Raw genomic sequence first — 24,794 nt, forward strand, 5'->3', positions numbered from 1 at the left:
AGAGTCAGATGATCACGCTAAGTTTAGGTGTGGTCGTTCCAGCCCCCGACGTCCCAAGGAGTCCGCCAAAATGGCCGGAGTCGAAGAGATCCGCGCTGGTATCGCGCTCGCGAACGAGAAGGCATCCGCGAGCATCGCCGCTCTTCAGCAGGCAGCGCAGTCTCTCGAAGAAGCCCAGCTTTCCCTGTCGCAGGCCACTCAGGGCAGCACCCAGCACGAGGTGAGCCAGGCACACGGGCTTCTCGCCGAAGCCCTCCAGGGCATCACCGGGATGCAGAGCACCATCCAGGCCGGCATCTCGTCGGCCGAGTCGTACTCGACCCGCCTCTAGAACATGTACCTCGAAGAACTGCACCAGCTGCTGACGGCCGTCCAGACCGGGCTCGCCGACGGACGCGCCCACGCCGAGCGGGCCAGAAGCCTGCTCGAAGAGTCCCGGCGCGCCATCGTGGAACCGCAGGCCCAAGCCGTGCCCTGGGTGCCGCCGCAGCTGGCACAGGCCGACGAGGGAATGGAAAACCTCCTGACGCGCCTCTCCGCCGCTGACGACCTGGTCAGCGGCTACCAATCCCGCCTCTGAGATCGGCGAGCCGGTATGGGCAGCAAAGCGAGTGAACAGCGCAATCGCGTCGCCACGGCGCTGGAGCGGGTCCGCCACCAGATCGGGCTCGTCCTCGGCGCCGCCGCCGGCGCCCGCCAAGCCGCCGAAGCGGAACTGGCCAAGCTGGAACTCGAACAGCGCATAGTCCGGGTGGGGATGAACAACTCCACCTCGGAGCAGTACGCCGAATGGTCGCGGCATCCCGCCGCGAACGAGGTGTTCGGCCAGCTCCGCAGCACCCGCGGCCAGTTCTATTCGGACTGGGAAGCGGGTCCGAACGCGCTGCGCGAGCTCGTCGCGCGCAACGCTCCGGGTCCCGCCGGCCAGCAGCCGGGCAACTGGCTCGGCCGGGTCGGCGGCGACCCCGGCATCACCGCGCCGGGGCTGTGGCGCATCGGGTCGGCGACCGTGCCGGGCCAGGACGTCCAGCGCACGTTCGACGTCGCGACGCCCCTGCTCGACGAGTCGCATCTGTCCATCAAGTCGGCTCCGAAGACGCGGGCGACCGTCGACGGCATCGTGCAGAACCTGCTGATGCGGATCCTGAGCACGTTCGAGCCCGGCGCGGTGCGCGTCCATCTGTGGGACGTCGGGCAGCTGACCGCGATCCTGCCGGACCTCTATCCGCTGAGCCGCACGAGCGCGCTCACCCTGTACGACCCGGGGCGGCTCGAAGACCTCCTCGACGAACTGGCCGGGCACATCCGCCGCATCCACGCGACCGGGATGCAGGCGGGGCACACGTCGCTGCGGGAGATCCGGCAGGCGACCGGTCAGCGCGTCGAACCGTTCCGCGTCGCGGTGCTCTACGGCAACGGGGAGACCCTCGAACCGGAACGGGCCCGCGAGCTGAAACGGGTCGCCACCGGCGCGCTGGCGGCCGGGATCTGCCTGATCCTGATCGACGTGCCCACCATGCTGTCGACGTCGGTCGAATCGCTGAGCCTGCACGACGACAGGCACGCGGTCAGCAGCATGACCGGTCCGGACCTGATCGTCGACCTCGATCCGCCGATGCCGTCCGGACAGGTCACCCGGGCCGCCGGGCGGATCGCCGAGGCGCTGATCGCCAAACAGGGCGGGCCCCGCGCGTTCGCCGACCTCCTGCCCACCGAATTGGGCAAGGAGAGCTCGGCGCGCGAGCTGCGGGCGCCGGTCGGGTTCTTCGAGGGCGAGGCGGTGGAGGTCGTCATCGGCGACGCCAGCCCGCACGTGCTCATCGGCGGGCCGAGCGGTTCGGGCAAGACGAACTTCCTGTACTCGCTGCTCGGCAGCTTCGCGGCGCGGTACTCGCCGGACGAGCTCGCGCTGTACCTGCTGGACTTCAAGGAAGGCGTGTCGTTCGCGGGCCTCGCGCCGGGGCGCCGGGACTCCAGCTGGCTGCCGCACGCCAAGCTCATCGGGGTCAACGTCAACACCGACCGCGAGTTCGGCCTGGCGCTGCTGCGGTATCTCGCCGACGAGCTGCGGCGCCGGTCCGCCGCGGCGAAACTGCACGAGGTCACCAACCTCGCGGACCTGCGCGAACAGGATCCCGGCGGGCACTGGCCGCGGATCGTCGCGGTGATCGACGAATTCCAGTACCTGTTCGCCGGGCGCGACGGCGTCACGTCGACGGCGACGCAGCTGCTGGAGGACATCGCGCGGCGAGGCCGGTCTCAGGGCATCCACCTGGTGCTGGCGAGCCAGGACGTCGCCGGGATCGAGGCGTTCTGGGGCAAGCCCGCGGTGTTCGAGCAGTGCACGTTGCGGATCGCGATGCCGAAGGCGCGGCGCGTGCTGTCCGAGACCAACAACGCGGCCGTTTCGGCACCGAAGTGGCACGCGGTGATCAACCACGATTCCGGGGTGGCGCACGGGAATCAGCTGGCCCATGTGCCGGACGCGAGCAGCAAGGACGTCTTCAACAAGCTGCAGCACCGGCTGTGGGAGCGGTACTCGGAGTCGTTCAAGCGGCCCCGGCTGTTCGACGGCGCGCATTCCCCGGTGCTGGAACAGTTCCCGGCGTTCACCGACCTGAAGCTGACGAGCAAGCCGCGCGCGCTGCTCGGTCAGTCCATCGACGTCGACGAGGCCGCCTGCGGGGTCGACCTGCCGAAGGCGCCGGGCCGGAACATCGCCGTGCTCGGCGCGGCCACGGCGGAGGCACTGTCCATCATGGACTCCGCCGCGCGGTCCCTGGCGAAACAGCACGCCGAAGGGGCCGTGGAGTTCGTGCTGTCGTGCCCCATCGAGGCGTCGATCCCGGCGGTGCAGGAACTGGCCGAGCGACTGCGGGCGGAGGGACACCACGCGGAACTGGTCGACGATTTGCCGGGCCGGGTAATCGATATCGCGGAGAAGCTGTCCTCTTTGGACAAAGCGCAGGTGCTGCTGCTGTACGGCGTCGACGCTTCGATCCCCGCGCTGGAGGCCAAGGCGCCCGGACAGCTCAAGAGCGGTTTGGATCAGCTGCGCGTGCTGCTGAAGCAGGGGCCGGCGCACGGCGTCCACACCGTCGGCTGGTGGCGCAGCATCGCGCGGTTGAAGGACACGCTCGGTTTCGCGGGCACCGACGACATCGGGAGCTGGGCGGCCTTGGACGTCCAGGGCAACGAACTCTCGCCGTTCGCCGCCGGGCAGGTCGTGCACTGGTCACCGCGGCCTGGCCGCGCGCTGTTCTTCGACCGCACCACCCACGGCGCCCCCGAGGTGATCATCCCGTTCCAGCGTCCGGAAGGGCTTCTCGATGGATGACGGCATCACCGCGGCCATGCGGTACAAGGAGATCGTCGGCCTCGCGCGCGCCTCGGCGGAGAACCTGCGGAGCTGGGAGGTCGCGCGCGCGGACGAACTGGAGGCCCGGCTCGCCGAGGCGCACCAGTCCGTCGCGGACGCGGCCGAGCGTGAGCAGCGCGCCGTCGACAGGGCGTCCCGCTGGTGGAAGATGGCTCAGCACAACGTCGAAGGCCTCACCTGGCTGCCGGAGGACGAAGAACCGCAGCCGGTGCCGACAGCTCGGGCCGGGTACCTGGAGAAGTACCTGGAAGAGGTCAAGCCGAGCTACCAGGAGCTCGTGCAGGCCGTCCTCTCCCTGGGATGGCGCGCGAAACGCTCCTGACCCTGATGCATTTCGTCCTCTGGATGCGGTACTTGCGCGTGCAACTACCGCATCCAGAGGACTAATTGCGTGGGTTACGGCTTCGGCAGGTACGGGCCGAGCACCTTCTCCAGGTAGTCCGCCAGGTCGTAGAACGCGTCCTGGACCGGGTTGCCCGCGCTCGGCCGGAACCGCAGCAGCTGCGGGTCGTGGTCGCTCGCCTGCTTCGCGAACTCGGCGTTCAGGTGGACGACGTCGTAGTCGACCCCGCGCGGCGCCTTCGACGCCAGGATGTGGTCCAGCACCTGCGACTGGCCCTCGAAAACGTAGCTGTACCGCTCGTTCTCGGGCAGAGACGCGATGAGGTCCTTCAGCGCGTCACCGGCGGTCAGCGTCTTCACGGCGGGCGAGAACGGGTAGTCGTTCAGGTCACCGGCGACGACGATGTTCGCGTTCTTGTCCGACGCGAGCAGCTTGTCGATGAAGCCGCGCAGCACGGTCGCCTGCTTGGCCCGCTGCACCTCGGAACTCCGGACCGGCGGCTGGTTGCGGCCGTGGGTCGGCTGGTCGCCGCCCTTGGAGTTGAAGTGGTTCGCGACGACGAACACGGTGCGGCCCTGGAAGACGAACTCACCCACCAGGGGCTTCCGGCTGGCCTCCCACGCCTCGTTCAGCGGGTCGACCCGGCCGGGCGAGACGGTCAGGTGGGTCTTGCCGCGTTCCTTGACCACGTCGACCGGGGTGATCGCGTCGCCACCCTTGCGGTCCACAAAGGACACCCGAGCCGGGTTGAACAGGAAGCCGACGCGGATGTTGCCGCCCGGCTGGCCGCCGTCCTTGCCGTTCTCCGGGTCGATCTGACGCCACTCGTAGCGCGGGCCACCGGCGGCGACGATCGCGTCGGTGAACTTCCGCAGCGTCTGGTCCGCGGCGACGGTGCCGTCGTTCGTCGGGCCGTTGTTGTCCTGGATCTCCTCCAGGTTCAGGATGTCCGGCTTCGCCAGGTTGGTGGCGATGGCCTTCGCCAGCTCGCCGAACTTCTCGTCACTGTCCAAAGCGGACAGGTTCTCGACGTTGTAGGTGGCGACGGAAAGCTCACCGCTGCGCTGCGCGCGGGTGCTCTCGCGCTGCAGGCCGTTGTCCTTGGCGGCGCCCAGCTTCGTCGCGAACAGCGTGTAGCCGCCGAAGTTGCTGTACTCGACCGGGCCGGAGGTCTCGCCGGTGAGCACGTCGCCGGTGTTGACCTTCGGGAACGGCTGCTCGGCGAACGGGATCAGCGACGCGACCTTGAGCACGCCGGTGTTGAGCCGGTCGTAGTCCAGGTACACCGCGCCGCCGCGAACACTCGGGTTCTGCTTCGGCTTGGTGGTCACGTAGAGCTCGTTGAACGACGACGTCGGGCCGACGACGCGCGCGTCGGAGACGCTGACCAGCTCGCTTTCGTGCGACTCCCAGAAGTCCAGCGAGTACTTCGCGGGCTCCAGCAGCAGCGGCTCGATGCTGCCGCCCGGCGCCGGGGCGACGGTGTCCGGGACCGAGTCCGGCGTGACGACGGTCGCGGCGGGCAGCGCGTTCCCGCTCGAATCGACCGTCCACTGCGCACTCGTCAGCTCGGTGAGCGATTGGTACGGCGAGGTCGCGGGCGCGTCCGGGTAGAACTCGCGGACGGTGCCGGTGGCGGTCACCGCGTCGCCGACGGCCACGGCGGGCGTGGTCGAGCCGGTGAAGACGAACAGGCCCTCGCTGGTGCGCGGGTCGGCGTCGGGAGCGGTGTCGGTGATCCAGAACCCGCGGGCCGAACCGAAGCTCCGGATGGCGGTCACGACGCCGGTGACCCCGGCGACCTTCCGGTCCTTGAACGGCGAGATCCGGGTGGTGCCCTGGATGTCGTGGATCTTGGCGTTCACCGCGGGCGGGCCGGTCTCGCCCGGCGTCTCGCCCTTGCCGTTGGTCGGCGTCGGCGCGCCGGAGGTGAAGTCGGCGGCGTTGTCGTCGGTGTCCGCGAGCGCCGTCCCCCTGGCGACGGACGCGGTGTTGGACGGCGCGGGCGCCGCGCTCCCCTCCCGGATGACGGCGGCCGGGCCGAAGCCGACCAGGTCCTTGATCCGGGTGTCGGCGGCGCAGTCGGCGGCGGTCTTGCAGTTCAGCGCCGTGGTGCCCTGGACGAGCGCGATGGTGCCGGCGGTCGCGGACAGGGCCAGCGAACCGGTGGCGTCCGGTGCCGGGAGCGCGACGGTGCCGCCCGCGCCCTTCGCCTGCGCGATGAGGTACCGCGCGCCCGGCGCGACACTGCCGGTCAGCGGCGTGACCTGCCAGCTGTTCCCCGACGCGGGCGCGTACTGGACGCTGAAGCCGTCGAGGCTCACGGCGGCCGCGCCGCGGTTGGCGAGTTCGACGAAGTCGTTGGTCAGCGTCGCGCCCGAGTTCCCGCCACCGCCGTAGACCTCGGCGATCACGGCGTCGGCGCTGGGCGCGGCGAGCGCGGCCGGAGCGGCCGTGCCGCTCACGACCAGCCCGGAGGCGACGGCCACGGTCAGGGCCCTTCTCCGGGCAGCACGTCGGGATGTGGTCACGCTGAGTCCCCTCTTCGCAAGATCGGTCGAGGAATACTCCCCCGAACAAGTGAAATGAGGAAGACGACAAGACAACGATTCGTCACCGCTAGCCCGTTCGGCCGCTGGTTCCGCCGTGTTCTCCCGTGAGACGATCAAGATCCGCCGCCTGCGAAGCACCAGGAGGCGTCTTCATGCGCGGACTTCTTTGCGCGCTCGTCATGGCAGGTCTCGTGATCCCGGTTCCCCAGGCGGGCGCCAAGCCGCCCGAAAAGGCCGCTTTCGAGGTGATGACCCCGGCGAGCGCGGTCGCGTCCCGGACCGACCGGCGGCCGAACGCGGGCGGGATCTTCGACCCGGTGGCGCGCAAGACCTTCATCTCGTGGTCCGGCAAGGCCGCGGACACCTACGTCCAGGCCTACGACCACCGGACCGGCGCCTGGACCGTGCCGAAGAAGATCGCCGGCGGCGAGTCCGATCCGCACAACTATCCGACGATGCTGCTGGCGGGCGACGGGCATCTGCTGATCTTCCGCGGCATGCACAACACGCGGACCGTGATCAGCCGCGCGCCGTTGGCCCACTCCCTCGACGGCACCTGGACCGACACCGAGGTCCCCGAAGGCGACTCGGCGAGCTACCCGATGCCGGTCAAGACCGCCGACGGCACGCTGTTCATGTTCTATCGCGAGACCACGAACGAACTCGATCCTTCGGCCGCGCCCGACTTCCGTCCGATGAAGTACATCGTCTCCCGCGACAACGGGAGGACGTGGAAGAACTCGGTGCAGCTGACCGGGAAGCGGTGGGCGTTCGGCTCATTGGGCCGAGCCGACCACATGGACGAGATCTACGTCGGGCAGCTGCGCTACCTGCCGTCGTCAGGGCGGATCCAGTTCGTCTATACGCTCGCGGGCGGCGGACCGGAGCAGCACAAGCACGACGTCTACCACCGCAACGTCTACTACCTGTCGTTCGACGTCCGCACGCTGCGCTTCTTCTCCGCCGCCGGACGCGACCTCGGCACGCAGGTCGACGACACCGAGCAGGAGCGGTACCTCAAGGTCGTCGAAACCCCGCTCGAACTCCCCGGCGGGCTCAAGTCGCCGGACTACATCCTGCAGACCGGCACCCAGCGCGACGGCAAACCGTTCGTCACCTGGTTCCAGTTCGACGCCGCCGGCTCGCCGCGCGATTTCGCGAGCGCGTGGAACGGCCGGAACTGGGAAGTGCGCGAAGTCGCGAACGGGCTCCGAATGCGCGAGATCGAACAACTCAATGGCGGCACTTGGCGCGTTTACGGAACGCGGGACGGACAGCCGGGCATCGAGACGTTCCTGCTCGAGAACGGGCGCGCCTGGAAGCCGGAAACCTTGATCACCACACCGAAACCGGTCCAGCGCGTCGAAGTGATCGCCGGTTTCCGGGACCCCGCCCGGATTCTGGCGACCGGCGCGTCCAGTGCGCGTGACGTCTCCGTGGCCGACGGTGACATTTATGTCGCGGGAGCGCCACGCAAATAGCCCATTGGTGTTCCCCTGCCTTAAATGAACCTCAAGTCCGGGTTCAACCAGGCATTTCCGGAGTTACCTTTGGCGACGTGAGCGAGGACACAATCCTCCCTCACGTCGCCGGAGGAGGTGTCCGATGGGCTGGCTCATCGCTGGTACGGCACTGGTTCTGCTGCTGGGTATCGCACTGGCCGTCGACCTGCGCGACCGCGGGCGCGGCAGGCGTCCGGTGGCCCACTTCGGCGGCGCGCGGCTCGACGCCGTGCTGCGGGAAGCCGATCTGCGCGAACGGCATCTGACTTCCTGACGCTCACCGGGGAGGGTGAGCGGGGGGAACTGGGGGCGCACCGCCGGTGCACGGGACCCGTCGGGGGAGGACGGAGCCCGTACACCGGCGGTGTGTCATTTCCGCCCGGCCCCACTCGCGTGATCAGACCCGGAACTCGCGTGACTGAAGCCGGAACTCGCGTGATCAGAGCCGTGACTCGCGTGTTTGGAGCCGGAACTCACGAGATCCGTCTCCAAGCACGCGAGTCACGGCTCCAAGCACGCGAGGCCCGCGCGACCGCCGCGTCAGCGCTCCAGCTCCTGCCGTGACTTGACCTTCCCGATGAGCGACTTCGCCCCGGCGACCGCCGCCTTGCCCGCGCCCTTCGCGCTCGCGGCCAGGAACGTCGTCCAGTCGAAGTAGTCGCGCCACAGCACGATCCGGCCGTCGCGCACTTCGAAAGTGCCGCACACCCAGAACTCCGCCTCCCACGCACCACGCCGGAGGACGTCGGTGCGCTCGGTGAGCACGATCGGGCCGTCGGCGGCGATGTGGTGGGTGCGCGCCTCGAACCCGCTGCCGTAGCGGGCCATCGTGCGCAACTGCTTCTCCACCGCCGAAAGGCCGCGGGCCGCGGGAAGCGGGACGTTCTGATAGACGATGTCGATCGCCACGAAGCTCAGCGCGCTGTCGATGTCGAGCTCTTCGAGGGCCTGAAGGAAACCGGTCACCACCGTCTTCGGATCCGTCATGCCGACCAAGGCTAATCCGGTTTTGAACCGCCGGAAGGTCACAGCCGTATCACAGAACGGAGGGGCCGGTTTCCCCTGACTACGGAGGTATCGATGCGACGGCGACTGCCGATGGCACTGTTCGCGCTGGTCGTCTGGGTGCTCGCGGGCTGCTCGACGGCCACGGGCGCGGCACCGGCGGCGAGCACTTCCGGCGCCAACCAGGCCGACGTGACCTTCTCCCAGCAGATGGTCCCGCACCACCAGCAGTCGATCCAGGTGGCGAACCTGGCTTCGGAACGGTCCGCTTCCGAATACGTGAAAGCCACCGCGGCCAAGATCGTCAAGGCCGAGTCGGCCGAGGTCCAGACGATGACCGGCTGGCTGCAAGCGTGGAACGCCGCCGTGCTCCCCGCGGCGGGGCACGCGGGCCACGCGATGCCGGGGATGATCACCGAGGGACAGGTCGCCTCGCTGCAGAACCTGACCGGCGCGGAGTTCGACAAGACGTGGCTCCCGCTGATGGCCGAACACCTGCGCAACGGCGTCGCGATGGCCAAGACCGTGCTGTCTTCGGGCGAGCACGCCGAGACCAAGGCGCTGGCACAGGAGATCGTGGAGAACCAGACGGCGGCGATCGACGAGATCACCGCGCAGCTTCCTTGACCCCCTGAAGGCCCCGAAAGGCCGTCCGCTATTGTTCTCGGCGGTGGCGTGTCCGAGCGGCCGAAGGAGCACGACTCGAAATCGTGTGACGGCTAATAACCGTCCGTGGGTTCAAATCCCACCGCCACCGCAGGCGAAGGGCCCGGTCTCCACGGAGACCGGGCCCTTCCGCGTGAGGGGCTACTTGTTGAACTTGTCCTTGAGATCCTGCACGCCGCCTTCCGCACGGTCGCGCAGGTCGTGCCCGGTCTCCTTGACCTGACCTTCGGTCTGGTCCGCCCGGCCGGAGTTCGCGAGGTCCTGATTGCCGGTCTTCTCGCCGAGCTTCTCCTTGGCGGCGCCGATGGCCTGCTCGGCCTTGTCCTTCGCCTTGTCGAAAACGCTCATGGCGGGTGTTCCTCCTTCGACCGCGGCCACCGTTTGCGGCCGCTTGTCCAGAGGGTTACCCGGGAAACCGGGGCCGACACATCTGTCACCCGGTGCGGTTACCCCGCTGCCCGTGGAAGAAGTCTTCGAGCAGGGTCGCGCATTCGGACTCGAGCACGCCGCCGACGACTTCCGCGCGATGGCTGAGGCGCCGGTCGCGGACGACGTCCCACAGCGATCCCACCGCCCCCGTCTTGGGCTCCCAGGCGCCGAAGACGAGCTTCGCGACCCGGGCCATCACGAGCGCGCCGGCGCACATCGTGCACGGCTCCAGCGTGACGGCGAGCGTGCAGCCTTCGAGCCGCCAGCCGTCACCGTAGATCTCGGACGCGGCGCGCAGCGCGAGGATCTCCGCGTGCGCCGTCGGGTCGCCGAGTTCTTCGCGGGCGTTGCGCGCGGAGGCCAGCGGGGTCCCGTCGGGTGACAGGACGATGGCCCCGATCGGCACGTCGTCGCCCGCACCTCGCGCCGCGGCGATCGCCGCCCGGACGGCGGCGATGTCGGCGGCGGAGGCGGCGGGGCTCAGATCTCGTCCAGGATCTTGGCGAACTCGGCGGCGAAGCCGCACCGCTGCGCGACCATCTGGAGTTGTTCGTCCGGGTACAGCTCGACCTCGCCGACGATCACCTGGAGTTCGGCCCCCGGCAGTCCGAGATCGGAGAGGATCTCCAGATCGCCTTCCGGCCAGACCGCGTCGTCGTCCTCGTCCGGGGGGTCGACTCTCAGCACGTCGAGCACGTCGGCGGCGATGTCGTAGTCGAGCGCCGCGGCGGCGTCGGACAGCAGCAGCGACGGCCCTCTGGGACTCGGCCGGACGATCACGAAGAACTCGTCGTCGATCGCCAGCAGGCCGAACGCGGCACCGGTCGAACGCAGTTTTCCCAGCTCGGTGATCGCAGCGTCGAGCTCGGCGAGTGCCCCTTGATCCAGGGAACTGCACCGCCACCGACCGTCCTCCCGCACCACGGCCACCGCGAACCCCGTGATCGGCTCTTGCACCGCCATGCGCACACCGTATTCCGCCCGCATTCGGAACGCACGCACGGTGCGCCTGAAGCGCCGCATGCGCCACTATCGAGACATGACCGGACCGACCGACCTGCCCACACTCCCCGATGCGCGCTTCGCCGGATTGCTGGACGAGGCCCGCGCTCTTCAAACGAAAACCGTGGAACTCCGCCGGGAGATCCACCGGAATCCGGAGATCGGCCTCCACTTGCCGAAGACCCAGGCCTCGATCAAAGCGGCCATCGACGACCTGCCGCTGGAGATCGTCGAGGGCAAATCGACCACTTCGCTGACGGCCGTCCTGCGCGGCGGGAAGCCCGGCCCGGCGATCCTGCTCCGGGGCGACATGGACGCGTTGCCGCTGCACGAGGACACCGGTCTCGACTTCGCCTCCGAAGACGACGACGCGATGCACGCCTGCGGGCACGACACCCACGTCGCCATGCTGGCGTCGGCCGCGCGGCTGCTCAGCGAGCACGTCGACGAGCTGGCCGGGTCGGTGGTGTTCATGTTCCAGCCCGGCGAGGAGGGCGAGCACGGCGCTCGTCACATGATCCACGAAGGCGTGCTCGACGCCGCGGGGGAACGCGTCGAGAAAGCGTTCGGCCTGCACATCTTCACCTCGGCCGCGTCCGGCGTCGTGCAGACGCGACCTGGCCCGATCATGGCGTCGGCGAACAGCTTCCACGTCACCGTCACCGGCCGGGGCGGGCACGGCTCGGCGCCGCATCAGGCGATCGACCCGGTGCCGGCGGCCGCCGCGATGGTGAGCGCGCTGCAGACGATGGTGACCCGCAAGGTGAGCGTGTTCGAGCCCGCGGTGGTCTCGGTCACCCGCATCGAGACCGGGACCACGACGAACATCATCCCGGAGACGGCGTTCCTAGAGGGCACGATCCGCACGCTCTCCGAGCGGACACAGGCGTTCGTGCGCGAGGAGCTGCCGAGGGTGTGCGAGGCGGTCGGCGCGGCGCACGGCGTCCGCGTGAGCGCCGAAGTCCTCCCCGGCTACCCGGTCACGGTGAACGATCCGAAGGTCGCGGGGCGGGTGCTGGAGCTGGCGGCGGAGGTCCTCGGCGCGGGCAATTCCGAGTTCATGGAGAACCCGGTGATGGGCGCGGAGGACTTTTCCTATGTCCTGCAACGCGTTCCTGGCGCCTTCGCCTTCCTCGGCGCCTGCCCGCCCGACGCGGACCCGGCCACGGTCGAGGCGAACCACTCGAACCGCGTGATCTTCGAGGAGGACGCCATGGCCAACGGCGTCGCGATGTACGCCGCTTTCGCCCTGGACGCGCTGCGGTAGCCATTACACAACACTGTTGATTTAATGGGTGTCATGAGCGATGACACCCTGGCCGTCCTGGCCGCGCAGGAGGAGCGCCTGGTCTTCCGCCGGTTCGACAACGAGACCGCGCTGGAACTGGGCGCCCACCTGCTCGCGGCGGCGCGGGACCGCGCCCTTCCGGTGACGGTCTCCGTGCGCCGCGGCGGCCAGCGGCTGTTCCACGCGGCGTTGCCGGGCACCTCGGCCGACAACGACGCGTGGATCGACCGCAAGAGCCGCGTCGTCGACCGCTACGGGCACAGCTCGTTCCTCGTCGGCGAACGGTTCCGCGCGAAGGGCACGACGTTCGAGGCCGGCTCACGCCTCGATCCGGATCTGTACGCCGCGCACGGCGGTGTGTTCCCGGTGATCGTCGACGGCGTGGGTCCGGTCGGCACCGTCGGTGTCTCGGGACTGCCCCAGGCCGACGATCACGCGTTCGTCGTCGAGCAGCTGGAAATCTTCCTCGCCACACTGTCCTAAGTAGACTATCCACGGAGTTGTCCACAGGTTGTTCACGTGTGGACAACTCCGTGCGCGAGTCACGTCGTACTTCGGCTGAGGCGCAGGGTGAGGAAGGCGCCGCTGGGCGAGAGGTCCGCGTGGTCGACCCGATAGCCGCCGAATCCCGTGCCCTCCGGGCCCATCACGTCCATCGCGAACGACACCCTCGGGCCGGTCGACGGCCGCGCGTAGGAGAGTGTCACGATCGCGCGCCCCGCCGAAGCGCACTTGTCACCTCGTGGGCACCGCTCGTCCCGCACCGCCAGGTAGCCGAGGCGCAGGTCTTCGTCCGGGAGCACCGTCCACGTGCCCAGGCGGAAGGTGAACGCCTCGCCCAGCGCGGGCGGGCCGCACGAGGCGTTCAGGAACACGAGCACCAGACCGAACAAGACCAGTTTCGCCGGGGTCCCCCAGAGCCACCGTCTTCGCATGCCGGGAGGACGTGCCTGCCGGTCGTCCCGGTTGCCTCGGACCGGCCGTCCCGAGAATCAGGACAACCGGTCCGAGGCTCGATCGTTCGCTGTGGCCGGGGTTACTCGCGCGTTAACAAGGCGTCAGCGACGTCGCGGAACGCGTCAGGGAGGCGTTGGCGAAGCGGCCGGGCCGGGGCGATCGGAGTTGTGCTGGGCGAGCACTGACCGATCGACGCGGAGGTAACCGTGACGCTCAGCGAGCTCCTGCCCAGCCTCGGTTGCGAGGCCGCCGACCACCTCGAACCCGGGGTCTGGCCGCGGAGCACCCGGCTCGGGCCCGGCGGGGAACTGCTGTTCGCCGGCGCGCCGGTCTCGCACCTCGCCGCGAGGTTCGGGACACCGGCGTACCTGCTCGACGAGGACGAGGTCCGGCAGAACGCCCGCGCGTACCGCCGGGCCCTGCCGGACGCCGAGGTGGCGTACGCGAGCAAGGCGCTGTGCACCCGCGCGGTCCTGCGCTGGGTCGCCGAGGAAGGGCTTTCCCTCGACACCTGTTCGGCGGGCGAGATCGCGGTGGCGCGGTCGGTCGGCTTCCCCGCCGAGCGGATCCTGCTGCACGGCAACGCGAAGACCCCCGAAGACCTCAAGGCCGCGCTGTCCTATGGCGTCCGACGGATCGTGGTGGACTCGCTCGACGAGATCGAGCAGCTCGGCGCGCTGGCCACCGGCGCGCAACAGGTGCTGATCCGCGTGACCCCGGACGTCTCGGCGGGCACGCACGCGGCGATCACCACCGGCACCGAAGGGCAGAAGTTCGGGTTCTCACTGCGCGAGGAGGTCCGCGACAATCTCGGCCGGGCCGTCTCGGCCGTACTCGCGCAGCCGGGGCTCCGCCTGGCCGGGCTGCACTGCCACATCGGCTCGCAGGTGTCCCGTGTGGACTTCTACGAACTGGCCGCCCGCAAGATGATCGGGGTGCTCGTCGCCCTCCGCGAGAGTCACGGTGTCACGTTGCGGGAACTGGACCTCGGCGGCGGGCACGCCGTCCGCTACCTGCCCGGCGACCCGGGTTTCGACATCGACGGTTACGTGCGCCGCCTGCGGGTCGCGCTCGCCTACGAATGCGCGTCGCACGGCTTCCCACAGCCGAAGCTGACGATCGAACCCGGCCGCGCGATCGTCGGACCGGCAGGGATCACCGTGTACCGGGTCTGCGCGGTGAAACGCGGTTCGCGCACGTTCGTCGCCGTCGACGGCGGGATGAGCGACAACGCGCGGCCCGCGCTCTACGGGGCGGCCTACACCGCGCGCCTGATCGGCAGGCGCAGCCGCGCCGCCCGGCGGCCGATGACGGTGGTCGGACGGCACTGCGAATCGGGCGACGTCCTCGCCGACGGACTCGCGCTCCCCGACGACGTCCACCCCGGCGATCTGCTCGCCGTCCCGTGCACCGGGGCATACCACCACTCGCTCGCGTCGAATTACAACCTCGTCGGCAGGCCGCCGGTCGTCGGTGTTTCCCGGGGCACCGCGACGTTGCTCGTCCGCCGCGAAACCGAGGAAGACCTGCTGAAACGCGATCTCGGCTGACCCCTCTTCCGAAAAGCTCGGCACTCTCCCTGTCGAACGACCGATTCCTTCGCGCGACGGCGCCGGGAAAGAGAATCGCGACAAACAACTTAACGGCGGTAGCATTCTGGACATTGATCGATACGCTGCGCGACAAGAATCGCATGCCGAAACAAAGGGAGGGACGGCATGGGTGACGAACCACGCGCGCAGATGGAGCAGCGCACACCTAGAGGTTTGGACAATACCGATCGCACTCTGATCGCTCTACTGCAAGTCGACGGGCGGGCCTCGTTCACGGCACTGGCCAAGGCCGTCGGCTTGTCGGAGGGTGCGGTGCGGCAGCGCGTCCAGCGGCTGCTGCGGGACGAGACGATGCAGATCGTCGCGGTCACGGATCCGGCGAACGTCGGACTCGGTCGTCAGGCGATGGTCGGGATCAGAGTCCAAGGCGATCCGCGAGCGGTCTCCGACCAGCTCTCCGGATTGCCGGACGTCCATTACGTCGTGCTCACCGCGGGAGGCTACGACCTGCTCGCCGAGGTGGCCTGCCGGGACGACGAGCACCTCTTGAGTGTGCTGAACGACGACATCCGGCCCATCCCGGGAGTCGTCAGCACCGAAACGCTCGTCTACTTGAAACTCGCAAAACAGACATACGCCTGGGGCAATCTGACCCGATGACATCCAGTCCCGTGCCATGAAAGGTCCCTTCCTTGCGAATTTCGCAAGGAAGGGACCTTTCATGGCGTTCGCGGGAGGGTCAGACGCACCGCAGATACACGTCGGGAGTCCGCCGCCCGGAATCAAGACCGCGGAGGACTTTCGGCAGCCGCCCGCTGTAGAGGACCCCGAGCCGCTGCGTCGCTCTCGTCAGCGCGACGTACAGCTCCGCCTCACCGCTCGGACCGTCGGCGAGGATCCGCTCCGGCTCCACCACCAGCACGGCGTCGTACTCCAGCCCCTTGGCCGCGGACGGCGCGATCGCGCCCGGCATCCCGGGCGGCCCGATGACGACCGACGTGCCCTCACGCCCCGATTCCGCACGGACGAATTCCGCGACGGCGTCTTCCATGTCCACTTCGGACAGTCGGCGCGCCCACGGCCGCACGCCGCACGCCCGCACCGATTCCGGCGGTACCACGTCCGGGGCGAAACTCGCCAGCACCGAAGCCGCCACCGCCATGATCTCCGCCGGTGTCCGGTAGTTGACGGTCAGCTTCCGGTACACCCAGCGATCGGCGACGTACCGGGAAAGCATCGCGTCCCAAGACCGCGCACCCGAGGGTGACCGGCGCTGCGCGAGATCCCCGACCACGGTGAAGGACCGGCTGGGGCAGCGCCGCATCAGCACCCGCCAGTCCATTTCGGACAGTTCCTGCGCCTCGTCGACCACCACGTGGCCGTAGGTCCATTCCCGGTCGGCGGCGGCGCGTTCGGCCAGATCCCGTTCGTCGCGTTCGGCGAACCGGTCCGCCAGTTCTTCGGCCATCAGCACGTCCGTCGGCCGCAGCGCGAACTCGTAGTCGTCGTGGTCGTCTTCCACCTCGACGATTTCCAGCACCCGCTCGGCGTACTCCTTCCTGGCCAGCCGCCGCCGCTCCGCCTCCCGGCGCTCGGCGGTGCGGTCGTGTCCGAGCAGTTCGACGGCTTCGTCCAGCAACGGCACGTCGGACACCGTCCACGCGTCCGCGTCGGCGCGGAACAGCGCGGGATCGGCTCCTGCCGCCCGCAACCGCTCCGGTGAGGCGTAGAGGTCGGCCAGCAGGCGCTGAGGCGTCAGCGTCGGCCAGAGGCGTTCCAGCACCGCACTGAGCTCCTCGCTGGCCTCCAGGTCCCGCCGGGCGTTCTTGAGCATCTCCGGGCGGGTGTGCTCGTCGTCCTCCGGCAGCCAGCCCGCGCCGATCCGGTCGACGGCGCGTTCGGCGAGCGCGGCGATCACCTCGCGCCCGAAGACGGCCTTCGCCTCGTTGTGCAGCAGGCCGCTGTCCCTGGCCACCTCGCGCGCGGCCGCCGCGACCTCGGCGTCCAGCGGCACGGTGACGTCGTCGAGCTCGATCGGCTCCGGCGCGGCTGGCAGTTCCTGCCGATCCGTCACCGCGGCCGCGAGCACGTCCAGGATCGCCAGCGAGCCCTTGAGCCGCTGCACCCGGGGCGCGTCCTCGCGTTCGGTGCTCAGCCCGGCGACGAGGCCGCCGGGCGTCGCGAAGACGGCGCTGGTCTCGCCGAGCGACGGCAGGACACGGCCGATGTGGTCGAGGAAGCCACTGCTCGGTCCGATCACGAGCACGCCGCGGCGTTCCATCCGCTCCCGTTTCGTGTACAGCAGGTACGCCACCCGGTGCAGCGCCACCGCCGTCTTGCCGGTGCCCGGGCCGCCCTCCACGACGAGGACCCCCGCGTGGTCAAGGCGGATGATCTCGTCCTGCTCGGCCTGGATCGTCGCGACGATGTCCCGCATCCCCTCGCCGCGCGGCGCGTTGACCGCGGCCAGCAGCGCGGCGTCGCCCCGTTCCCCCGCCGATTCCGGACGGCCGAAGACCTCGTCGGTGAAGTCGAGGACGTCACGGCCGAGAGTGCGGAATTGACGGCGCCGGGCCATTCCTTCCGGTGACGCCCCCGTCGCGCAGTAAAACGCGCGTGACGCCGGCGCCCGCCAATCCAGCACCAAAGGTTCGTAGTCGTTCTCCTCGTCGAAAAGGCCGATCCGCCCGACGTAGGACCGGTCGCCCGAAAGGGCGTCCAAACGACCGAAACAAAGGCCTTCGTCGGCGATCTTCAGCCGCGCCATCTCGCGGGCTTTCGTGCCGGCGGAGACCTCACGGTCGGAAAGCGCGAAGCCTTCTCCCCGCAGCGCACCGGCGTACGCTTCGCTCACCCGCACGCGTTCCGTGTCCAGCCGCCCGTAGAGCGACGCGACGTACTGCCGTTCGGACCGCAATTCCTCGTCGTACCCCTGATTTGACAAGTTTCCCTCACAGCGGTTAGACTGACAACACATTCGGCGTTCTGATCTTCTCTTTCCGATCAGGAGCCGATTTTCTATTGTCCACCACTTGTCAAGAGAGACCCCGCATTCCCCGGGAAACGATCTTGCGCGATAATGGGGACGGGCATCCACCATTACCGCGCACGATCCGCGACGCCCTCAGCCGAGCATGAACTCGCGCGGCTCCAGCGCCCGCCCCACCACCCGGACGTCACCCAGCCAGCCGTGGAACGCCTGCTCGACGATCGAGTCGTAGGCGTAGGCGCCGATCAGCCAGGAGCCGCCGGGGTTCGCGATCCCCGCCGCGGCCGTCTTCGGATTCCGCAGCACCGGACAGCCGTCGACGTAGAGCGTCGTCCGCCTGCCGTCGTTGACGGCGGCGACGTGGATCCATTCCTTCAACGCCAGTTCGTGTCCCCACGCGGTCGAGATCCCGTTCTGGTTCACTGGGAACACCGCCCACTGGAACGCCGCACCGTCCGAAAGGGACAGCGTGGCCGACGGCTCGCCGGGATCGTCACCGGTCTTGCCCGCCTTGCCGCCCGAACCCTGCCTGCCGAAGATCGCGGCCCAGGAATGCTTGCCGTCCTTGAAATCCTCGGGCAGCTTCACGAACGCTTCGACGGTGTAGCCACGCGCGAACGTCTCCGCGTTCATCGGCGCGGAGTCCGCCGTGCGCAGATACGCGCCGCGGGCCGGTTTCTTGCCGCCGTCGAACCGGAGGCTCGACCTCGACGGCTGCCGCCCGGAGAACTCGCCGGAGTACCGCAGCGTTTCGGCCGCGCTGCCGGGCAGCGTGACCCGCACCAGGTCGTTGCCCCGGCCGGAAAGGTCGCGGGCCCCGTCAACAGGCGTGCCGTCCCGGCCTTCGAACCGCCAGTAGGCCACGATCCCGCGGATAAGCTGCCGTTCGGCGGGCCGCGCGGGCGGGACCGGGACCGGCGCGAATCCGGCGAACCTCGAATCGAAGTCGATCTCCATGCTGAAGTAGTCCGACGGGCCGGTGCGCTCGATCTCCCGGCGCTGCAACTCGTTCAGCCGCGGCGCCTGGTCGGCCAGCCACGGCGAGAACGTGCGGACGTCGATCACGTTCCGTGCGAGGTCGAACCGGTAGAGCCGGATCATCGCGCTGCCGCCGTAGTAGCGGTCCTGGTAGTTGGTGATGTGCAGGTGGACGTCGTGGCCCGCGTTGTTCCGCTTCACCGTGCGGCCAGGCGGCCAGTAGTGCCCGTTGAGCGTCAGGAAGATCTGGTCGTTCCCGGCGATCAGCTCGTCCCACACCTTCTGCCCGAACTCCGAGAATCGCGCCTGCCCGGCCTCGTCGGCCCATACCAATTCATGGATGGTCAGGATCGCCGGAAGCCGCGGGTTCCGTGCGAGCACCGACCGCGCCCACTCCAGCCCGCCCGCCGACGGCCGCCAGTCGAGCGCGAGCAGCAGCCACTCACGCCCGCCGGCGCGGAAGACGTGGTGGCTGTTGTAGCCGTCCGGGCTCGCGCCGCGGAACGTCTTCGACCCCCGCTGGCGCTGCGGGCCGAACGCGTCGAGGTACGGCGTGCGGCCGCGCTGGTCGTCGGTCGAGGATTTGATGTCGTGGTTGCCGGCGAGGGTGCTGTACGGGAACCGGCGCCGGTCGAGGTGCTGGAAGGAGCGGCTGATCTGGTCGAACTCGCCCGGCTGCCCGTTCTCGGTGAGGTCGCCGAGATGTGCCAGGAAGACGATGTTCTCGTCGCCGCCGGTGACGTACCGCAGCGTGGCGTCCAGCGGTGCGGGGTCGCCGCGGTCGGCGTCGAACAGGTACTGGGTGTCGGGCAGGACCGCGAGGGTGAAGCACGCGTCTTCGGCGTCCGGGCCGTGGTGGCCGAAGGTCGCCGAAGCCGCGGGGGCGCCGAGCGTGGGCAACGCGGACACCGCCGCACCGGCGCCGAGCAGGCCCGCGCCGCGCAGGAAGGTCCGTCTGGAGGAGTCGTTCACGGCCGCAACCTACGGTCGCGGAGGCAACGCGTCCCGAACCGCGGATGAACACTTGCCCCGCTCGGTAGCTTCGTCCCATGGGGAACGTCAAACGCTGGCCCGTGCTCGCCGGGGTCGGTGTGGTGGTGGCCGCGGCAGGCTGGTGGATCGTGGACGAAATGCCGTCGGTGGACGAAGCCGTCGCGCGGGAGGCGCTGCCTGGAATCGACGGGCATCTGCGCGCGTGGCTGGGAACGTCCGCCCGCTCCGGCGCGGACGTCCGCTGGGTGTGCACGCAGAAGGTGATCGAGACCCGGCCGGACGGCGAGCGCGTCAAGATCGGCCTGGTCGCGAACTGCGACGAGGTCGCGAAGGACGGCGACGGGCTGGTCACACGCGGCGGATTCCGCCGTCAGCCGATGGTCTACCTCGTCGAGCGCACACCGTCCGGGTATCACGTGCTCGACCGGAAGTTCGCGGAGGACGGCGCGGGCTATTCGCCTTCGGTCAAGGCGATGTTCTCGTGGATCGGTGCCCGCCGGGTGCTCGACGGCACCGGCCCGGACGATCCGCGGAGCCTGTCGCCCGCCGCGTTCGGTCTGCCGGAGAACACGCCCGTCCGCGCCTGGCGCTGATCAGCGGCCGTTGTGGTCGATCAGCCTCGGCACGACGAACCACATCCCGACGAACAACACGGCCGACACCACGCCGAGGATCGCCATCGCGACCGGACCGAAGACGACCTTGGCGATGAGCGCGACGGTCGTGGTGATCGCGGCCGCGAGGCAGCCGAGCCCGATCAGGACGGAACGGTTGCCGTAGGTGAGGATCCGCTCACGGTTACCGGTGCGGAACAGCAGCCGGTGCCACGCGGCGGGAGCCGTCAGCAGGACCGTCGAGGTGACCGTGAGCAGGACCGCCGTCAGGTGAACGGATTTCTCGAACCCGCTCGCCTCGTGGAACTCGTCGGTGAACACCACCGTGAGCAGGAAACCGAAGAGGATCTGGACACCGGCCTGCGCGACCCGGAGTTCCTGCAGGAGTTCACTGACGTTGCGGGTCAGGCGTTCGTTCTTCGTCTCCCCGGTGTGCTCGACCATTCGGCGGCTCCAAGACCATCGGTTGACGCCTGACCTTTTCATGCCAGCCGAGTGAAGTCACTGACACGACCACCACGGCGAGGCCCAGCCACTGAGTACCCGACAAATCGGCGTTCAAGCACAATACGCCGATAATGGCCGCCGTGACCGGGAAAGCCAGCTCCGCCAGCGTCGCCCTCGCGGCCGGTGTCGACCGAAGGCCCAGGTAGTACAGGCTCAGCGCCAGCAGTCCGGGGACCAGCGCGAGGAGGCCGAGTCCGAGCGCGTTGTCCCAGCCGACCGCGAATTCGACGCCCTGATAGGCCACGATGCCCGCCGCGACCGGCAGCCCCACGGTGAAGCGCAGGGTGGTGACCTCTTTCGGCGCCAGCTCGGTGGAGAGCAGCCTGCCGAGTACCGTTCCCGCCGCCCACAACGCGGCCGCGCCGATCGCCAGCAGCGCCGCCTTCGCCGCGGCGAGCTGGATATTCAGCGGATCCTTGAACGCCAGCAGCCAGGCGCCCAGCAGCGCCGGGATCGCGAAGAACGCGTACCCCGGCCGGACTCGCTCACGGAGCACGAAATATGCCGCCAGCACGGCGAACACCGGCTGGAGCTTTTGCAGCACCAACGGCGTCACGGGGTCGCCCAGTTTGAAGGCCGCGGTGAACATCGCCGTCGCGAGCGCGGAAGAACCGCCACCGATGGCGAGCACGGCCAGCCATTCCCGCGGCCCGCACCGGCGCAGCGCGCGGAAAGCGCCGGGAATCAAGGGACTCAGCACGAGCACCACGAGCAAGTGCTCCCAGAAGACGACCGTGGCCGCCGGGAGCGCCTCGGCGAGCGGGAGCCGCAAAAGCCCGTCGGTGCCCCAAAGAGCGGCGGCGACCGCGACCAGCCAAGTACGATCCGGAGGGTTGCTACTCACTTGTCCTGCCCATAGTTTGAGAATGATCGCCCGACCGAGTGACCTGTCTGGCGTGTCCGATTCGGGCGGACTAGGCAAGGGGCATGCGCCCCGTCCCCGTACTCGCCCTAGTTCTGTCCGCGGCCGCCCTGGCCCTGACCTCCGGTGCCGGACCCGCCGCCGCCACCCCCGGTTCCCGGGTCCACGTCATCACCGCCAAGAGCGGTCTCACGATCTACAAGCCGGACCTGGTCCCGGCCGGCTCACGCGCCCACGTCTTCGGGTTGACCTCGAAGGCTTTCGGCACCTCGACCGCGGTCCTGGTGACCGGCCTGCTGCCCAACCGCGAATACGGCGCCCACGCGCACACGAAGCCGTGTGGCGCCACCGGCGATCTCGCCGGACCGCACTACCAGAACGTCGAAGACCCGGTGAAACCGTCGGTGGATCCCGCCTACGCCAACCCCCGCAACGAGATCTGGCTCGACCTCACCACCGACGCCACCGGCCGCGGCGCCGCCGTGTCCAAAGTGGACTGGACGTTCGCCGATCGGCGGGCGAATTCGATCGTGATCCACGAAACGCATACGCACACCGACCCGGGCCACGCCGGGACCGCGGGGGCCCGGCTGGCCTGCGTGACGGTCGGTTTCTAGCCGCGTTTCCTAGAAGCCCCAGGTGCGTTCGGGCCGGATCCTGATCCGGACGCGGTACTCCCGGTCGAACTTCGCGGTGTCGTAGTCGATCGCGGGGTAGTGCTTCTCGTACTTGTCGAGGAAGCCCGGTTGCTCCGAAGGGAGACCGTCCGGCAGGATCTCGGCCTTGCCGCCGACCACCAGGATCGAGCCGCCGTGCTCGTCGCTGTTGAAGTGGAGGCTGACCTCGGGGTTGGCTTCGATGTGCCGCGTCTTCGCCGTGTCCGGCTGACTGAAGACGACGAAATCCTCGCCGTCGAGCACGAACCACACCGGACGGGGCGAAGGGCGGCCCTTCGGGCTGATCGTGGTCAGCCAGGCGACGTTCTCCTTCGCCCGGTCGGCGAGCCGCGGGTCGGGTTGGTAGGTCATGAACCGACCAACCACGGCCCGGCGGCTTTTCTTCCGCGTCCGCTCAGCGAGACGCGACGAGCTTCGCGTAGCGCGTCCCCGCGCCGAGCAGGACCAGCCCGGCGATGAGGAAGGCCGCGACCCTGGCCAGGCCGTCGAGCGCGGAGAGGTCGAACAGGACCAGCTTCAGCACCGCCGCGCCGACCAGCACGAACCCGATCACCCGCAGGCCGACCACCGAGATGCCGCGGATGAGCAGCACCAGCGCGGCGACCGTCCAGGACACCGTGATCACCACGTGGCCGAGCAGGAAGCCCGAGCGGCCGGGGACGGCCAGCAGCGCGCCGCACAGCACCAGCGCGCCGGCGCCGTAGAGCGCGACGACCCCGGCGAACAGCCACGGCACGACGTTCTCCGTGGCGGCTTTGAACAGCCCGAGCCGGTGCGCGACCCACGGGAGCGTGATCGCGACGGCCAGGATCGCGACGGCCACCAGCAGCGCGGCGGCGAGGTCGGCGTCCGGCCGGTTCCGGACCAGGAAGAAGAGCGTCGGCGGGACGTCGAAGGCCAGCGCGATCAGACCGCCGATGACGGCGAACACCAGCCCACCGGCGAGTGCCACGTGCTTCTTCGTCCACAGCGCGACCAAGGCGAGCAGGACACCTTCGCCGATCAGGATCGCCGAACGGGCGCTGCCGTCGAAGAGCGTCATCGTCGTCTGCAGGGCCGCGAGGAGACCGGCGGCGCCCGCGAGGTCGCCCGTCCAGCCGTTGAGCCACTGACCGGCCGCCCACACCCCGAGCAGCACCAGCGCGACCGACGCGGTGACGAGCACGGCCGGGGTCTTCGGCAGGAACAGCGCGGCGAGCAACGACGGTGCCGGGGCGACGGCGAGCAAGGCGAGCGCGGCGGCGTCGCCAGGACGCTTGGTGGTGACGATCAGGGCGAGCGCGAGTCCGACCGCGCCCACGGCCAGCGCGGCGGCGGTGTTGGCCGTGCTGCCGCCGAAACCGGTGAAAGCGGTACTGAAGACCGACGCGACCAACGGCGGGATCCCGGCCGCGACCGCGACCGACGGCCACGACTGGCGCAGCTGCACCGGCGTCGAAGCGAGAAGGACCACCAGCAGGAACGCGACCAGTTCCGGTTCGAACCCCTGCGTGATGATCGGCGCGCAGACCACGCAGCCGAGCACGACGGCCGCCGCGAGCAGCGAAGACTTCCACCGCACGGCCAGCAGCAACCCGCCGACCGCGATCACGAGACCGAGCGCGAGACCGGCGTAGGCCGGGAGGTAGTCGTACATCGTCGTCGCGGCGATGGCGTCGAGGTACAGGGCCCCGATCCCGGTCGCGGCGAGCGCGAACGCGCCCGTGCGGCCCGCCGGGTTGCGGTGCAGCCTCAGGCCGATCCCGACCAGTACCGCCCCGAGCACGGCGCCGCCGAGCACCCGCGGCAGCGGGCCGAACCAGCCGCGCTGGATCGCGAGCACCAGGAACAGCACGACGCCGAGCAAGGTGACCGCGCCGCCGATCCAGGCCAGCAGCCTGCTGCCGGCGCCTTCCTTGCCCAGCTTCTCGGCGAGGCTGACCTTCGGGGCGGGCTGGTACGGGCGGTACGGCTGCTGCTGGTACTGCTGGCGGTAGTGCTGCTGCCACTGCGCGTACTGGGCCTGCTGGTGCTGGGCCTGGTACTGCGGGTGCTGGGGGTGGGTGAAGTACCGCGGCGGGTGCTGGTGGTGCTGGTGGTGCTGGGCCTGCTGGTGCTGGGCCTGCTGGTGCGGCGGCTGAGGGATCGGCTGGGGCTGAGGGGCCTGCTGGGGCTGCGGCTGGGGCTGGGGCTGGGGCTGGGGCTGGGGCTGGGGCGGCACCGTCGGCGCGGGCTGCTGCTGCGGTATCTGCTGCTCGGCGGCCTGCTCCGGCTGCGCGGGTGGCTGCGCCTGCGCGGGCTGTTCGGGCTGCTGCGCCTGCTCAGGCGCCTCTTCGCGCTCCGGTTCCGCTTCGGCCCGGACGGTCCGCAGCTCCGTACCGACCCGCGCGAGGCGGGCCCCAAGGTCGTCGATCTCCCCGGCGAGCCTGAGGAGCACATCCCCATCGGTGGTCATGTCGAACAGCATGAATCCCGGAAGCCGCCGCGGGATCCGTAGCACTACTCAATCGAGGTGACGA

The 24,794-nt window shown here is 69.5% G+C and carries 25 protein-coding genes and 1 tRNA gene; 14 read left to right on the plus strand and 12 right to left on the minus strand.

Annotated elements, in window-relative coordinates:
- The first annotated feature begins 70 nt into the window (after positions 1 to 70).
- From CFP71_RS34470 to CFP71_RS34485, 4 genes are read left to right on the plus strand one after another with little or no spacing between them, the layout of a single operon-like run.
- A complete protein-coding gene (locus tag CFP71_RS34470; RefSeq protein ID WP_005167132.1) occupies positions 71 to 331 on the plus strand; it encodes a hypothetical protein in 261 nt (86 codons plus the stop codon).
- 3 nt (positions 332 to 334) lie between these two features.
- Entirely contained in the window at positions 335 to 580 is a 246-nt protein-coding gene (locus CFP71_RS34475; protein ID WP_016337967.1) for a hypothetical protein, read from the plus strand.
- 15 nt (positions 581 to 595) lie between these two features.
- The gene (locus CFP71_RS34480; RefSeq protein WP_093938130.1) at positions 596 to 3,337 is read left to right on the plus strand and encodes an FtsK/SpoIIIE domain-containing protein; all 2,742 of its coding nucleotides are present in this window, start codon (positions 596 to 598) and stop codon (positions 3,335 to 3,337) included.
- A complete protein-coding gene (locus CFP71_RS34485; protein WP_093938131.1) occupies positions 3,330 to 3,701 on the plus strand; it encodes a hypothetical protein in 372 nt (123 codons plus the stop codon). Before CFP71_RS34480 ends, CFP71_RS34485 begins: the two co-directional genes overlap by 8 nt.
- 74 nt (positions 3,702 to 3,775) lie before the next feature.
- On the opposite strand, the gene CFP71_RS34490 is transcribed toward CFP71_RS34485, so the two are convergent.
- The gene (locus CFP71_RS34490) at positions 3,776 to 6,211 is read right to left on the minus strand and encodes an endonuclease/exonuclease/phosphatase family protein (RefSeq protein ID WP_208636095.1); all 2,436 of its coding nucleotides are present in this window, start codon (positions 6,209 to 6,211) and stop codon (positions 3,776 to 3,778) included.
- Positions 6,212 to 6,426: 215 nt separating this feature from the next.
- Between CFP71_RS34490 and CFP71_RS34495 the strand changes: the two genes are divergently transcribed.
- Both CFP71_RS34495 and CFP71_RS44400 read left to right on the plus strand, forming a co-directional pair.
- Positions 6,427 to 7,755: a BNR-4 repeat-containing protein gene (locus CFP71_RS34495; RefSeq protein WP_093938133.1), complete on the plus strand. Its 1,329-nt coding sequence runs from the start codon at positions 6,427 to 6,429 to the stop codon at positions 7,753 to 7,755.
- 124 nt (positions 7,756 to 7,879) lie between these two features.
- Positions 7,880 to 8,050: a hypothetical protein gene (locus CFP71_RS44400; RefSeq protein WP_167406375.1), complete on the plus strand. Its 171-nt coding sequence runs from the start codon at positions 7,880 to 7,882 to the stop codon at positions 8,048 to 8,050.
- A 266-nt stretch (positions 8,051 to 8,316) separates the two neighbouring features.
- Here CFP71_RS44400 and CFP71_RS34500 read toward each other — a convergent pair whose 3' ends face one another.
- Positions 8,317 to 8,763 carry a limonene-1,2-epoxide hydrolase family protein gene (locus tag CFP71_RS34500; protein ID WP_208636096.1) on the minus strand — a complete coding sequence of 149 codons (447 nt, stop codon included), beginning with the start codon at positions 8,761 to 8,763 and terminating at the stop codon, positions 8,317 to 8,319.
- Between the two features lie 93 nt (positions 8,764 to 8,856).
- Between CFP71_RS34500 and CFP71_RS34505 the strand changes: the two genes are divergently transcribed.
- Together CFP71_RS34505 and CFP71_RS34510 are read left to right on the plus strand one after the other, a co-directional pair.
- Positions 8,857 to 9,408, plus strand: coding sequence for a DUF305 domain-containing protein (locus tag CFP71_RS34505; protein ID WP_093938134.1), 552 nt, complete (start codon positions 8,857 to 8,859; stop codon positions 9,406 to 9,408).
- Positions 9,409 to 9,450: 42 nt separating this feature from the next.
- A tRNA-Ser gene (locus CFP71_RS34510) sits at positions 9,451 to 9,538 on the plus strand.
- 50 nt (positions 9,539 to 9,588) lie between these two features.
- Here the strand turns inward: CFP71_RS34510 and CFP71_RS34515 are convergent.
- From CFP71_RS34515 to CFP71_RS34525, 3 genes are all read right to left on the minus strand, one after another.
- Positions 9,589 to 9,795: a CsbD family protein gene (locus CFP71_RS34515; RefSeq protein ID WP_093938135.1), complete on the minus strand. Its 207-nt coding sequence runs from the start codon at positions 9,793 to 9,795 to the stop codon at positions 9,589 to 9,591.
- Positions 9,796 to 9,880: 85 nt separating this feature from the next.
- Positions 9,881 to 10,333, minus strand: a complete 453-nt coding sequence (locus CFP71_RS34520) for a nucleoside deaminase (RefSeq protein WP_093938157.1) — start codon at positions 10,331 to 10,333, stop codon at positions 9,881 to 9,883.
- A 23-nt stretch (positions 10,334 to 10,356) separates the two neighbouring features.
- Positions 10,357 to 10,839: a tRNA adenosine deaminase-associated protein gene (locus CFP71_RS34525; RefSeq protein ID WP_005167143.1), complete on the minus strand. Its 483-nt coding sequence runs from the start codon at positions 10,837 to 10,839 to the stop codon at positions 10,357 to 10,359.
- 76 nt (positions 10,840 to 10,915) lie between these two features.
- Between CFP71_RS34525 and CFP71_RS34530 the strand changes: the two genes are divergently transcribed.
- Complete coding sequence (locus CFP71_RS34530; RefSeq protein ID WP_093938158.1) at positions 10,916 to 12,145, plus strand: M20 metallopeptidase family protein; 1,230 nt, start codon at positions 10,916 to 10,918, stop codon at positions 12,143 to 12,145.
- Between the two features lie 33 nt (positions 12,146 to 12,178).
- Positions 12,179 to 12,649: a heme-degrading domain-containing protein gene (locus CFP71_RS34535; protein ID WP_208636097.1), complete on the plus strand. Its 471-nt coding sequence runs from the start codon at positions 12,179 to 12,181 to the stop codon at positions 12,647 to 12,649.
- Between the two features lie 59 nt (positions 12,650 to 12,708).
- On the opposite strand, the gene CFP71_RS34540 is transcribed toward CFP71_RS34535, so the two are convergent.
- On the minus strand, positions 12,709 to 13,101 hold the full coding sequence (locus CFP71_RS34540; RefSeq protein WP_093938138.1) for a hypothetical protein: 393 nt from the start codon (positions 13,099 to 13,101) through the stop codon (positions 12,709 to 12,711).
- Between the two features lie 228 nt (positions 13,102 to 13,329).
- Here CFP71_RS34540 and lysA point away from each other — a divergent pair, with 228 nt between their 5' ends.
- Both lysA and CFP71_RS34550 read left to right on the plus strand, forming a co-directional pair.
- The gene (lysA, locus tag CFP71_RS34545) at positions 13,330 to 14,673 is read left to right on the plus strand and encodes a diaminopimelate decarboxylase (protein WP_093938139.1); all 1,344 of its coding nucleotides are present in this window, start codon (positions 13,330 to 13,332) and stop codon (positions 14,671 to 14,673) included.
- Between the two features lie 168 nt (positions 14,674 to 14,841).
- Positions 14,842 to 15,336, plus strand: a complete 495-nt coding sequence (locus CFP71_RS34550; protein ID WP_005167158.1) for an Lrp/AsnC family transcriptional regulator — start codon at positions 14,842 to 14,844, stop codon at positions 15,334 to 15,336.
- Between the two features lie 79 nt (positions 15,337 to 15,415).
- Here the strand turns inward: CFP71_RS34550 and helR are convergent, their stop codons facing one another.
- Complete coding sequence (gene helR / locus CFP71_RS34555; protein WP_279629262.1) at positions 15,416 to 17,620, minus strand: RNA polymerase recycling motor ATPase HelR; 2,205 nt, start codon at positions 17,618 to 17,620, stop codon at positions 15,416 to 15,418.
- A 180-nt stretch (positions 17,621 to 17,800) separates the two neighbouring features.
- Positions 17,801 to 19,615: a LamG-like jellyroll fold domain-containing protein gene (locus tag CFP71_RS34560; RefSeq protein ID WP_093938141.1), complete on the minus strand. Its 1,815-nt coding sequence runs from the start codon at positions 19,613 to 19,615 to the stop codon at positions 17,801 to 17,803.
- 77 nt (positions 19,616 to 19,692) lie between these two features.
- On the opposite strand from CFP71_RS34560, the gene CFP71_RS34565 reads away from it, so the two are divergent.
- Complete coding sequence (locus tag CFP71_RS34565; protein ID WP_093938142.1) at positions 19,693 to 20,229, plus strand: hypothetical protein; 537 nt, start codon at positions 19,693 to 19,695, stop codon at positions 20,227 to 20,229.
- Here the strand turns inward: CFP71_RS34565 and CFP71_RS34570 are convergent, their stop codons facing one another.
- Both CFP71_RS34570 and CFP71_RS34575 read right to left on the minus strand, forming a co-directional pair.
- Positions 20,230 to 20,694: a DUF6328 family protein gene (locus CFP71_RS34570; RefSeq protein WP_093938143.1), complete on the minus strand. Its 465-nt coding sequence runs from the start codon at positions 20,692 to 20,694 to the stop codon at positions 20,230 to 20,232.
- Positions 20,639 to 21,601, minus strand: a complete 963-nt coding sequence (locus CFP71_RS34575) for a DMT family transporter (protein ID WP_093938144.1) — start codon at positions 21,599 to 21,601, stop codon at positions 20,639 to 20,641. The genes CFP71_RS34570 and CFP71_RS34575 overlap by 56 nt, the downstream gene beginning before the upstream one ends.
- Before the next feature lie 83 nt (positions 21,602 to 21,684).
- Between CFP71_RS34575 and CFP71_RS34580 the strand changes: the two genes are divergently transcribed.
- Positions 21,685 to 22,236 (plus strand): superoxide dismutase family protein, encoded by a 552-nt coding sequence (locus CFP71_RS34580; protein ID WP_093938145.1) that lies wholly within the window; start codon positions 21,685 to 21,687, stop codon positions 22,234 to 22,236.
- 9 nt (positions 22,237 to 22,245) lie between these two features.
- Here the strand turns inward: CFP71_RS34580 and CFP71_RS34585 are convergent, their stop codons facing one another.
- Positions 22,246 to 22,647 (minus strand): TIGR03667 family PPOX class F420-dependent oxidoreductase, encoded by a 402-nt coding sequence (locus CFP71_RS34585; RefSeq protein ID WP_093938146.1) that lies wholly within the window; start codon positions 22,645 to 22,647, stop codon positions 22,246 to 22,248.
- Positions 22,648 to 22,690: 43 nt separating this feature from the next.
- Complete coding sequence (locus tag CFP71_RS34590) at positions 22,691 to 24,742, minus strand: DUF2339 domain-containing protein (protein ID WP_093938147.1); 2,052 nt, start codon at positions 24,740 to 24,742, stop codon at positions 22,691 to 22,693.
- Positions 24,743 to 24,794: the final 52 nt, after the last annotated feature.

Origin of the sequence: Amycolatopsis thailandensis (assembly GCF_002234405.1) — a bacterium.
GTDB classification, from domain to species: Bacteria; Actinomycetota; Actinomycetes; order Mycobacteriales; family Pseudonocardiaceae; genus Amycolatopsis; species Amycolatopsis thailandensis.

Coding starts and splice junctions, on each gene's coding strand:
- CFP71_RS34570 (WP_093938143.1), bottom strand. CDS start 20,694: ATGGTCGAGCACACCGGGGAGACGAAGAACGAACGCCTGACCCGCAAC.
- CFP71_RS34530 (WP_093938158.1), top strand. CDS start 10,916: ATGACCGGACCGACCGACCTGCCCACACTCCCCGATGCGCGCTTCGCC.
- CFP71_RS34540 (WP_093938138.1), bottom strand. CDS start 13,101: ATGCGAAGACGGTGGCTCTGGGGGACCCCGGCGAAACTGGTCTTGTTC.
- CFP71_RS34470 (WP_005167132.1), top strand. CDS start 71: ATGGCCGGAGTCGAAGAGATCCGCGCTGGTATCGCGCTCGCGAACGAG.
- CFP71_RS34565 (WP_093938142.1), top strand. CDS start 19,693: ATGGGGAACGTCAAACGCTGGCCCGTGCTCGCCGGGGTCGGTGTGGTG.
- CFP71_RS34480 (WP_093938130.1), top strand. CDS start 596: ATGGGCAGCAAAGCGAGTGAACAGCGCAATCGCGTCGCCACGGCGCTG.
- CFP71_RS34580 (WP_093938145.1), top strand. CDS start 21,685: ATGCGCCCCGTCCCCGTACTCGCCCTAGTTCTGTCCGCGGCCGCCCTG.
- CFP71_RS34505 (WP_093938134.1), top strand. CDS start 8,857: ATGCGACGGCGACTGCCGATGGCACTGTTCGCGCTGGTCGTCTGGGTG.
- CFP71_RS34550 (WP_005167158.1), top strand. CDS start 14,842: ATGGGTGACGAACCACGCGCGCAGATGGAGCAGCGCACACCTAGAGGT.
- CFP71_RS34475 (WP_016337967.1), top strand. CDS start 335: ATGTACCTCGAAGAACTGCACCAGCTGCTGACGGCCGTCCAGACCGGG.
- CFP71_RS34585 (WP_093938146.1), bottom strand. CDS start 22,647: ATGACCTACCAACCCGACCCGCGGCTCGCCGACCGGGCGAAGGAGAAC.
- CFP71_RS34525 (WP_005167143.1), bottom strand. CDS start 10,839: ATGGCGGTGCAAGAGCCGATCACGGGGTTCGCGGTGGCCGTGGTGCGG.
- CFP71_RS34515 (WP_093938135.1), bottom strand. CDS start 9,795: ATGAGCGTTTTCGACAAGGCGAAGGACAAGGCCGAGCAGGCCATCGGC.
- CFP71_RS34590 (WP_093938147.1), bottom strand. CDS start 24,742: ATGCTGTTCGACATGACCACCGATGGGGATGTGCTCCTCAGGCTCGCC.
- CFP71_RS34485 (WP_093938131.1), top strand. CDS start 3,330: ATGGATGACGGCATCACCGCGGCCATGCGGTACAAGGAGATCGTCGGC.
- CFP71_RS34500 (WP_208636096.1), bottom strand. CDS start 8,763: ATGACGGATCCGAAGACGGTGGTGACCGGTTTCCTTCAGGCCCTCGAA.
- CFP71_RS44400 (WP_167406375.1), top strand. CDS start 7,880: ATGGGCTGGCTCATCGCTGGTACGGCACTGGTTCTGCTGCTGGGTATC.
- CFP71_RS34495 (WP_093938133.1), top strand. CDS start 6,427: ATGCGCGGACTTCTTTGCGCGCTCGTCATGGCAGGTCTCGTGATCCCG.
- CFP71_RS34535 (WP_208636097.1), top strand. CDS start 12,179: ATGAGCGATGACACCCTGGCCGTCCTGGCCGCGCAGGAGGAGCGCCTG.